The sequence below is a fragment of the uncultured Flavonifractor sp. genome (genome assembly GCF_944385615.1).
Taxonomy (GTDB): domain Bacteria; phylum Bacillota; class Clostridia; order Oscillospirales; family Oscillospiraceae; genus Flavonifractor.
In genome coordinates this window covers 1-7,773 of the sequence record NZ_CALWXV010000066.1, presented here as the reverse complement: position 1 = coordinate 7,773, position 7,773 = coordinate 1, and the positions used below count along the sequence as shown (strand labels likewise).

General features: G+C 57.2%; 13 protein-coding genes, 1 tRNA gene and 1 other RNA gene. 5 read left to right on the top strand and 10 right to left on the bottom strand.

Annotated elements, in window-relative coordinates; translation table 11 throughout:
• Positions 1-155 precede the first annotated feature (155 nt).
• The 8 genes from Q0J75_RS12100 to Q0J75_RS12065 all read right to left on the bottom strand — a co-directional run bounded on the left by Q0J75_RS12100 (position 156) and on the right by Q0J75_RS12065 (position 2,924).
• Positions 156-446, bottom strand: coding sequence for a hypothetical protein (locus Q0J75_RS12100; protein WP_297201676.1), 291 nt, complete (start codon positions 444-446; stop codon positions 156-158).
• Between the two features lie 5 nt (positions 447-451).
• A complete protein-coding gene (locus Q0J75_RS12095; RefSeq protein WP_297201674.1) occupies positions 452-664 on the bottom strand; it encodes a hypothetical protein in 213 nt (70 codons plus the stop codon).
• Positions 665-800: 136 nt separating this feature from the next.
• The gene (locus Q0J75_RS12090; RefSeq protein ID WP_297201671.1) at positions 801-1,250 is read right to left on the bottom strand and encodes a hypothetical protein; all 450 of its coding nucleotides are present in this window, start codon (positions 1,248-1,250) and stop codon (positions 801-803) included.
• A 16-nt stretch (positions 1,251-1,266) separates the two neighbouring features.
• Positions 1,267-1,521: a hypothetical protein gene (locus Q0J75_RS12085; RefSeq protein WP_297201669.1), complete on the bottom strand. Its 255-nt coding sequence runs from the start codon at positions 1,519-1,521 to the stop codon at positions 1,267-1,269.
• Positions 1,522-1,541: 20 nt separating this feature from the next.
• The gene (locus Q0J75_RS12080) at positions 1,542-1,922 is read right to left on the bottom strand and encodes a hypothetical protein (protein ID WP_297201666.1); all 381 of its coding nucleotides are present in this window, start codon (positions 1,920-1,922) and stop codon (positions 1,542-1,544) included.
• A gap of 58 nt (positions 1,923-1,980) precedes the next feature.
• Positions 1,981-2,439 (bottom strand): hypothetical protein, encoded by a 459-nt coding sequence (locus tag Q0J75_RS12075; RefSeq protein WP_297201663.1) that lies wholly within the window; start codon positions 2,437-2,439, stop codon positions 1,981-1,983.
• A 3-nt stretch (positions 2,440-2,442) separates the two neighbouring features.
• Positions 2,443-2,718: a hypothetical protein gene (locus Q0J75_RS12070; protein WP_297201660.1), complete on the bottom strand. Its 276-nt coding sequence runs from the start codon at positions 2,716-2,718 to the stop codon at positions 2,443-2,445.
• The gene (locus tag Q0J75_RS12065; RefSeq protein ID WP_297201658.1) at positions 2,715-2,924 is read right to left on the bottom strand and encodes a hypothetical protein; all 210 of its coding nucleotides are present in this window, start codon (positions 2,922-2,924) and stop codon (positions 2,715-2,717) included. Before Q0J75_RS12065 ends, Q0J75_RS12070 begins: the two co-directional genes overlap by 4 nt.
• A gap of 171 nt (positions 2,925-3,095) precedes the next feature.
• On the opposite strand from Q0J75_RS12065, the gene Q0J75_RS12060 reads away from it, so the two are divergent.
• A complete protein-coding gene (locus tag Q0J75_RS12060; RefSeq protein ID WP_297201655.1) occupies positions 3,096-3,305 on the top strand; it encodes a helix-turn-helix domain-containing protein in 210 nt (69 codons plus the stop codon).
• 20 nt (positions 3,306-3,325) lie between these two features.
• Here Q0J75_RS12060 and Q0J75_RS12055 read toward each other — a convergent pair whose 3' ends face one another.
• Together Q0J75_RS12055 and Q0J75_RS12050 are read right to left on the bottom strand one after the other, a co-directional pair.
• Complete coding sequence (locus Q0J75_RS12055; protein ID WP_297201651.1) at positions 3,326-3,580, bottom strand: helix-turn-helix domain-containing protein; 255 nt, start codon at positions 3,578-3,580, stop codon at positions 3,326-3,328.
• A gap of 223 nt (positions 3,581-3,803) precedes the next feature.
• Positions 3,804-3,879 (bottom strand) — tRNA-Ala (locus tag Q0J75_RS12050).
• Between the two features lie 347 nt (positions 3,880-4,226).
• On the opposite strand from Q0J75_RS12050, the gene ffs reads away from it, so the two are divergent.
• The 4 genes from ffs (at position 4,227) to Q0J75_RS12030 (ending at position 7,452) form a co-directional block, all read left to right on the top strand.
• Positions 4,227-4,491: signal recognition particle sRNA large type (gene ffs, locus Q0J75_RS12045), an RNA gene on the top strand.
• A gap of 97 nt (positions 4,492-4,588) precedes the next feature.
• Positions 4,589-6,325, top strand: a complete 1,737-nt coding sequence (gene dnaX, locus Q0J75_RS12040) for a DNA polymerase III subunit gamma/tau (RefSeq protein ID WP_297201648.1) — start codon at positions 4,589-4,591, stop codon at positions 6,323-6,325.
• A 14-nt stretch (positions 6,326-6,339) separates the two neighbouring features.
• Complete coding sequence (locus Q0J75_RS12035; protein WP_297201643.1) at positions 6,340-6,687, top strand: YbaB/EbfC family nucleoid-associated protein; 348 nt, start codon at positions 6,340-6,342, stop codon at positions 6,685-6,687.
• Positions 6,688-6,780: 93 nt separating this feature from the next.
• On the top strand, positions 6,781-7,452 hold the full coding sequence (locus Q0J75_RS12030) for a YoaK family protein (protein WP_297201640.1): 672 nt from the start codon (positions 6,781-6,783) through the stop codon (positions 7,450-7,452).
• The last annotated feature ends 321 nt before the right edge of the window (positions 7,453-7,773 follow it).

Below are 7,773 nucleotides of genomic sequence, written 5' to 3'. Positions count from 1 at the left end.
AAAATGCCGACCGCCATCTCAATGCCTGCGCACTGAGATGGCGGCCTTTTTATACGCCGGGAGATTTTACGGTTACGTAAGACGAGTTCAATTCATGACTGTGGATTAACCCTTCGTTCTGTTAAAACGGTCGTTGCAACTCGCCTATGGGCTCGTCAGAGGGTATTCCTAATTGGGTCTACGATATCAACTGCGACAATATCCACCAGTCGGTCACCAACCATCCCCATATTGAGCCGGGAGCCGACCCGGTAATAGGCGCGGATGTCCTCGTCTGTACCGTGAATTCTGGTTGTGATGGTGTCGCCATCGGACAAGTGAACAATTACGACCTTCTCGGTGCATTGCTCCAGATAGGCGCAGAATTCCTCATAGCCCATGTTCCCTTTGGCCTTCATGGCGGAGCTGACAGCTTGGATTTCGGCACGTGTCCAATCTCTACTCATGGCCGTTACTCCTCTATGGTAAAATGCGCGCCTTCCGTCAGCAAAACCGTCCCCGTTCCAGGCTCGTAGGTCATCATGTTCCTGCGGCCTATGTATTCGGCGGGCAGTTCTCCCGCTGCCACACGGTCAAGGTTAAACGGCGTTGGCTCCCATTTGCCGAAATAGCCTGGGCATTGCGCCACCATCTTGTCCCACTCTTTTTTTGTGTAGTGCTTCATATGCATACCTCCTACTCGACTTTCGATGTCGTGTATGTAAAAGGGGCGGCAATTCTCCCCTGTGCCGACGGGTTCCCGCGACGCCCCTGAGCGGGGCGTTTCGGCCCGCACCCAGTGGGTCATCATCAGGCGGGGGTTACCAGATATCACGATGGGGGATGAACTTGACCTCCGTTCCCTCCGGGAGCGGGGCGCAGGGCTCCCCATCGAAGTCGTTATCCTGCTTCGTACAGATGGACGGCTGGCGGCCCGCGCGTGGGTCGACGTCGACATACAGCCAGCCGCCGCACTCGTAGACTGGGCGGCTCCAGCTGTCGCGGTCCAGCAGAACGAGCTGCAGCGGCATCCCAAACGCCGCTGGATTCTTCACGATTGCCCAGGCGGACAACGGGAACTTAAAATTATGGGGCATATCCTCGATCCCCTCAAGCATTCCGCAGGCGTCGCACACATAGACATCGGCCCGGCGGCTCAGGGCGTTTCGTGTGGGCTTCTCGTCCATGGCCCACCGGCCACAGCGGGGACACGGGTGGTCCCCCTCGCACTGCTTCCTGGCGAATTTCTCAATCATTTCCTTGTGGCTCACGGCAAGTCCCCCTCGTTCAGTAGTTCGCCATAACGAAGTCAATCTCTTCCTGGGTGATCGGCGGAGTGGTGACTGGCTTCTGTTCATCCGCCTCTGCGCCGGCGCACCCATACGGGCAGGGCTCCCGGCATCCACCGTGGGCGTCCCAGCACACAGAGCAGGGGGCTAGCGGTTTCCCGCAGGACGGGCAGGCCGTGATGCCAACGGCGTGGATGACGACCTCCTCACAGCACCAGGGGCAGAACTCCACCGTGTAATCTTCCATCTTCACGGAACTGCATCCCCCCGGAGTCAGGCCGCCGCGGTATCGGCGGCCTGGGGCTCCTTGGTGGTCTGCGCGGCCTTGGCCTTTGCGGGCTTCTTGGCCGCAGGCTTCTTCGTGGTCTGCTTCTTGGGCGCGGGGGCCGGGGCGGTGCCGCTCTCGATGGCCTCGATTTCATCCAGCTTCTTCACGATCCGGCGGGCCTTCTGGAGCTCCCCACGCACCACCTTCAGTTCGGTCTCCTTGGCGGTGATGGTCTTGGACAGGGCCTCGGTAGAGACCAGCTCCGCGGCGTTGGGGATGTCCTTGGTAAGCTTCTGCAGAATACGGAGCTTGCGGAGGTCGGCGCAAAGAGCCTCGGCGGCGGTCAGCTTCTCGTTGATGGTGTTCATGTACTCGGTCTTGTTCATAGTGAATTCCTTTCTCCCCGTAGGCCCGGTAGGTCAGGCGTTGTGTTTGATGGATGGGTCAGGCTGTTCTGGCGTTGATGTATTCGTACATATCGAAGTAGTGTTCCCTGGTGAGCTCGTTCCGCATATCGTAGAGCTGTTCCCGGAGCAGTTTCCGGGCCGCCTCTTTCGATACCATAATGCCGATTACACAGTCCACATAGTCGTAGGTGAATTTTTTGCCCTTCATTTTCTCCCGGATATCCACCCATCGGGCGCCCTTGTAAACCTTGCCGGTAAACCGGGTGATGATTTCGTCAATCTCCGCCTCCTGCTCCCGGATGTCCTTGTTGACCGCACAGCAGATGAAGTTGTTTTCCACTCCGCTATCCCGCATGGCTTCACAGGCGGTGAGGATCTGTTGGTAGCAGTTCCAGGCGATGCGCCGGTCGTCTCGGGCCTCCTCGAAGCCCTGGAGGATATCCGCATACTTGGCGGCAAGGACTCTGCGCTGCAAATCGTACTTGTTGTTTTCCATAGGTCAGTTATCCTTTCTGCCGGCTGCACCCGGCTTGAGCTTGAAGGCATCGAACAGCCGCTTGCCATCTTCGCCGCGGATCGTCTCCACAGTGGTAAGATTCCCAAGAGCCTCGCTCATCGGAGTGCCGTAGGTGCCGCGCTCCCATAAGCCGGAGGCTTCCGCCATCTTCCAGAAGCAGTTGACCTCGATCCCGGCATTCGGCCCCGAAAATGCGTGGTGCTTTGTGAACCGGGCCTTGATGAAGTTTTCGCACCACTCGACCTTGACCCGCTTCATTCGTCCTCGCCGTCCTCTCCGTAGTCCTCCTCGAAACGGCCCTCGGTGATACCACCGTAGGTGTATCCGTTGTCGAAGCCAAGGTAAATCGGGGTGTTCTCGTCGTAGTCCTCCAGGAAGGCAATCAGCTCGCCCACAGTCATGGTCTTGCGAACCTGGTCGGTACCATAGCCCTCGCGGAAGGTAGAGTAGATAAGGCGTTTCATTTTTAACTTCTCCTTTGTTTCTTTCAAGTTATTGTTTGTTTCTGTTGAGTTCTTGTGGGTATACGATACACCGCGAGTATCGTCTTGTCAACAGTTATTTTTGATTTTTTAGAAAAAACTTTTGACAACTTGAAAGTATTGTGCTAATGTATGCTCAAAGGAGGTGAGCTCATGGTTTCTTACCGACCACTGTGGCACACACTGGTTGACCGAGGCCTCAAGAAGATGCAACTGGTGGAGATGGCCGGCATCAGCACCGGGACGCTCTCGAAGCTGAACAAAGACCAGCATGTGGCCCTTGACGTATTAGAGCGGATCTGCCTTGCCCTTAATTGCCGAATCGAAGATGTTGTGGAAATAACAAAAGGCCCGGACAAATAATGTCCGGGCCGGGGAGTGGTTTATTTCTTGTTATGTATCGGTGCACCTGTCCGGCTCCGTACCCTTGGCTCACTGTTTGGTTCGCGGGTGAGAAGGTCTGAAACCTCACAGCCAAGGGCTTCGCATATCAAGTCTATGTGCTCAAGGTTGATCCGCTCTGCCAACTCATGATATAGTTCCCCCACTGTGTTTGGACGTATACCCGTTGCACGGGCGAGATCAGCCTGAGTCCACCTCCGCTCGCCAAGCCGGGTGGACAGTAAAATCCTAATCATAGCCATGCTCCTTTTTGTTGGATTCTAGCAGTTATTTTAGAATCCCGCAGGCTTTTGTTAGAAAATAACGAAATAGGTTACAAAACATAAAAAAGGCTACCGTATAGGGGAAGATTCCCTAAACGGTAGCCTTTTTTTATTACTCCGCTTTGAGCGGACAGGCCAACACGAACATACCGCCGACCATGTAGATGGTGGCTTTGCGGTTCGTATGGCTCTCTTTTGGTGGACCCAAAGGGATTCGAACCCTCGACCTCTCGGATGCGAACCGAACGCTCTCCCAACTGAGCTATGGGCCCATATATCTGTCACGGTTGACTGCCAAGTGGGTCACCGGACCAAACATATGACGATATGAAGTTTTAATCTAAGGGATGCGAACCGGATGGGAGCCATGTGAGCCACCGGCCCAAAAGAGAGGGCATATAACTGGCCCGCGTGCGCTCCCAGCTGAGCTATAGGCCCATATTCTATTTTTGCAGGCGGCAAACGCCTGACACTCCAGTATTATAGCATAATTCAGACGGTTGTAAAGAGGTTTTTGAAAAAAAGTGAAAACTGATATTGATAATTTGCCGGAAATGATGTATGATATCAAATACAGCCTTCCAGCGGACGGCGCTGACGCGTCCGGTCCACGGCAAGGCCGCACTAGTCGGGGAGTTAGCGGTGCCCTGTACCTGCAACCCGCTACAGCAGGGATGAATCCCGGCCCCCGGATCTGCGTTGTGTCGTCTGACCCCGGTAAGCAGCGATGATGGATCGGTCCCGCGCAAGGTCGCCCCGTGAACCGTGTCAGGCGGGGAACCGAGCAGCACTAAGCGGACCGTGACCTGTGCCGCGGGGGTCCCGCTCCTGAGCCGGCTGCCAGGGTAACGGGCATAGCGCTGATTCCAAAGGCCGGTGTGCGGTCTTGCCATGGTTCGGACAAGAGAGGGAGGGGCGAAGCGACGCGGCTTTCCGCATCCTCCGCCTCTCTCTTTTTATTTTACTGTCGAGGTGATCGGTGTGTACCAGGCTTTATACCGAAAATGGCGGCCCCGTACCTTTGACGATGTGGTGGGCCAGTCCCATATCACCGACACGCTGAAACGGCAGGTGGAGACCGGCCGCCTCTCCCACGCCTATCTGTTTACGGGTACGCGGGGGACCGGTAAGACCACCTGTGCCAAGATCCTGTCCCGGGCGGTGAACTGTGAGCACCCGGTCAACGGCAACCCCTGCAATCAGTGCCCCTCCTGCCTGGGGATTGAGAACGGCTCCATTCTGGATGTGCTGGAACTGGACGCCGCCTCCAACAACGGCGTGGACCAGGTCCGGGCCCTGCGGGAGGAGGCGGTCTATACCCCCGCCGCCGTCCGCAAGCGGGTGTACATTGTGGATGAGGTCCACATGCTCTCCACCGCGGCGTTCAACGCCCTGCTGAAGATTTTGGAGGAGCCCCCGGAACATCTGATGTTCATTCTGGCCACCACCGAACTCCACAAGGTCCCGGCCACCATCAAATCCCGGTGCCAGCAGTTTGCATTCAAGCGCATCCTGCCGGGGGATATCGCCGCCCGGCTGGCTTATGTGGCCCGGCAGGAAGGGATGGAGCTGAGAGGGGAGGGGGCCAACCTGCTGGCCCGTCTGGCCGACGGCGGTATGCGGGACGCTCTGTCTTTGCTGGACCAGTGCGCTACCCCAGACGGCCCTATCGGGGAACAGGAGGTGCTGGATGCCCTGGGACTGGCAGGCAATCTGGAGACTGCCTGTCTGCTGGAGCAGATCGGTGGGGGAGATACCGCCGCTGCCCTGGAGACCCTGGCCCGCCTGTATGGCGCGGGTAAGGAGATGGGCAGTCTGCTGGGGGAACTGTCCGCCTTGGTCCGAGACCTTCTGGTACGCAAGACTGCTCCCAAAGGGGGAGCGGCGCTGTTAACCGGAGGCTACGACGAGAACACCATGCGCAAGCTGTCCAACCTGTTCCAGACGCCCCGTTTGGTACAGATGCTAAGCATCTTACAGACCACCCTGGCAGAACTCTCCCGCAGCGGAAACCGCCGCACCGACACGGAGCTTTGCCTGATTCGCCTGTGTGATCCCGCTTTGGACGAGAGTCTGGCAGGTCTTAACGCCAGGCTGTCCCGGGTGGAGGAGTTGCTGGCAGGCGGTGTGCCGGCCACCTGTGCTGTTCCGCCTGCCCAGCAGAAGCGTACACAGCGGCCCATTCAACAGCAGCCGGAGGATCTGCCGCCCTGGGAGGAGGAACGGCCTCCGTTGCCCGAGGAGCCGGGAGAGCCGGTGGGGTATGAGCCGGAACCTCCGGTCCAGACTATACCCCCGGTCCAGGCCCCACGATCCGCACGGCCTGAGGCTTCTGTCCAGCCCGCACCTGAGCGGCAGGCTTCCGCCCTGGCGGATTTGTGGCCTGGACTGGTAACCGCACTGCGGGGCAAATTCCCGGCGGTCTATCCATTCCTGAGCAATCCGTCAGCGGTACAGGGTGTTTTGGACGCAGGGACACTGACCCTTTGGGTGGATAACCCGTTTACCCAAAACATGGTAGGGACCCCTGCGGTGCTGGAAGCACTGGCAAAGCTGGCTGGTGCGCAGACAGGCGGCGCGGTACGCTGTGTGGTAAAGGTGGGGGCACCCCCAAAGCAGGCTCCCGCAGTCTCTGACGCTGGAGAACAAGAGCATGACAATTTAGAGGATCTGTTGGCATTGGGCCAGCAGTTTGACAACATTATTATTCAGGAATAAAGGAGTTGCGACCGATGGCAAAGGGATTCAACAGCCGTGGATTTGGCGGCATGGGCGGCGGCATGAATATGAACATGATGAAGCAGGTCCAGAAGATGCAGCAGGACATGATGAAGATGCAGCAGGAGCTGGAGAGCAAGACCTACACGGCGGCTGCCGGCGGCGGCGCGGTGAGCGCCACCGTCACCGGCAAGCGGGTGCTGGAGAGCGTCACCATTGACCCCGATGCGGTGGACCCCGAGGATGTGGAGATGCTGCAGGATATGATCGTGGCGGCGGTAAATGAGGCTCTGCGGGCGGCGGAGAGCGATTCGGCCTCCTCCATGCAGCAGCTCACCGGCGGACTGAACCTGCCTTTTTAAGAGAAGAGAGAACACACAGGAACTGGCCGTCTTTGACGGCCAGTTCCAATGTATTTGTAAAAGGATAGCCGCTGGATGGGGAGTGATCCTGTGATGGAGAAGGAAACAGCTGTTCAGATGTCGGAGCGTTTTCGGGTGGGTGCGCTGCTGGCTATGGCGGGCGGATTACTGGACGCCTATACCTATGTGATGCGGGGCGGCGTATTTGCCAATGCCCAGACCGGCAACATCGTTTTATTGGGTGTGCGGGCGATAGAAGGGGAATGGGGCGGTGTGCTCCACTATCTTTTACCGATTCTGGCCTTTGCAGTGGGGGTTATCGCTGCGGAATTGATTAAGGGAAAATTCCGCTATGCCCAGCCGGTCCACTGGCGGCAGATCTCTCTTGGTATTGAATTGGCGGTTTTGCTGTGTGTGGCCTTTCTGCCCCAAGCTTTGGATGCGCTGGCCAATGTAGCGGTATCCTTTGTGTGCGCGGTCCAGGTGGAGAGCTTCCGAAAGGTCCATGGAAACGCCTTTGCAACCACCATGTGTACCGGCAATCTGCGCAGCGGCACAGAGCAGCTGTATCAATTCCTGCGTACTGGTCAGCGGGATCACCTGCGCCGTGCGGTCCAGTATGGTGGGATTATCCTCTCTTTTATCGTTGGCGCGGCGCTGGGCGCCTGGTGCAGCGGGTTGTTAGGGCTGCGAACGGTTGCAGTAGCGTGTATCCCCCTCTTCATTGCCTTGTGTCTGATGCGGGCTAACAAAACAGCGCTGTAACAATCAAAAAATACTTGACACATATAGGTGTGTCTGGTATAATCAAATGCGTTCGATCGAGATGGTTCAGACTGAACAGGGAAGTGGCAATACATTCCCTTATAAAATGGAATAAGAAATACCCAGCGCATCCTCTTATATGGGGGTATAGCTCAGCTGGGAGCGCCAGCAACCGCATGTGACGACCCCTCAACGCGAGGAAATGACAATTTAATCAAAACCCCGGAAACTCAGTAAAATCAAGGGTTTCCGGTTATATGGGGGTATAGCTCAGCTGGGAGAGCGCTTGAATGGCATTCAAGAGGTCAGCGGTTCGATCCC

What these genes read in the sequence shown, in the direction of transcription:
- Q0J75_RS12100 (WP_297201676.1), bottom strand. Translation starts at nt 446, where the DNA reads ATGAGTAGAGATTGGACACGTGCCGAAATCCAAGCTGTCAGCTCCGCC.
- Q0J75_RS12060 (WP_297201655.1), top strand. Translation starts at nt 3,096, where the DNA reads ATGGTTTCTTACCGACCACTGTGGCACACACTGGTTGACCGAGGCCTC.
- Q0J75_RS12075 (WP_297201663.1), bottom strand. Translation starts at nt 2,439, where the DNA reads ATGGAAAACAACAAGTACGATTTGCAGCGCAGAGTCCTTGCCGCCAAG.
- Q0J75_RS12080 (WP_297201666.1), bottom strand. Translation starts at nt 1,922, where the DNA reads ATGAACAAGACCGAGTACATGAACACCATCAACGAGAAGCTGACCGCC.
- Q0J75_RS12055 (WP_297201651.1), bottom strand. Translation starts at nt 3,580, where the DNA reads ATGATTAGGATTTTACTGTCCACCCGGCTTGGCGAGCGGAGGTGGACT.
- Q0J75_RS12030 (WP_297201640.1), top strand. Translation starts at nt 6,781, where the DNA reads ATGGAGAAGGAAACAGCTGTTCAGATGTCGGAGCGTTTTCGGGTGGGT.
- Q0J75_RS12070 (WP_297201660.1), bottom strand. Translation starts at nt 2,718, where the DNA reads ATGAAGCGGGTCAAGGTCGAGTGGTGCGAAAACTTCATCAAGGCCCGG.
- Q0J75_RS12095 (WP_297201674.1), bottom strand. Translation starts at nt 664, where the DNA reads ATGAAGCACTACACAAAAAAAGAGTGGGACAAGATGGTGGCGCAATGC.
- Q0J75_RS12065 (WP_297201658.1), bottom strand. Translation starts at nt 2,924, where the DNA reads ATGAAACGCCTTATCTACTCTACCTTCCGCGAGGGCTATGGTACCGAC.
- Q0J75_RS12035 (WP_297201643.1), top strand. Translation starts at nt 6,340, where the DNA reads ATGGCAAAGGGATTCAACAGCCGTGGATTTGGCGGCATGGGCGGCGGC.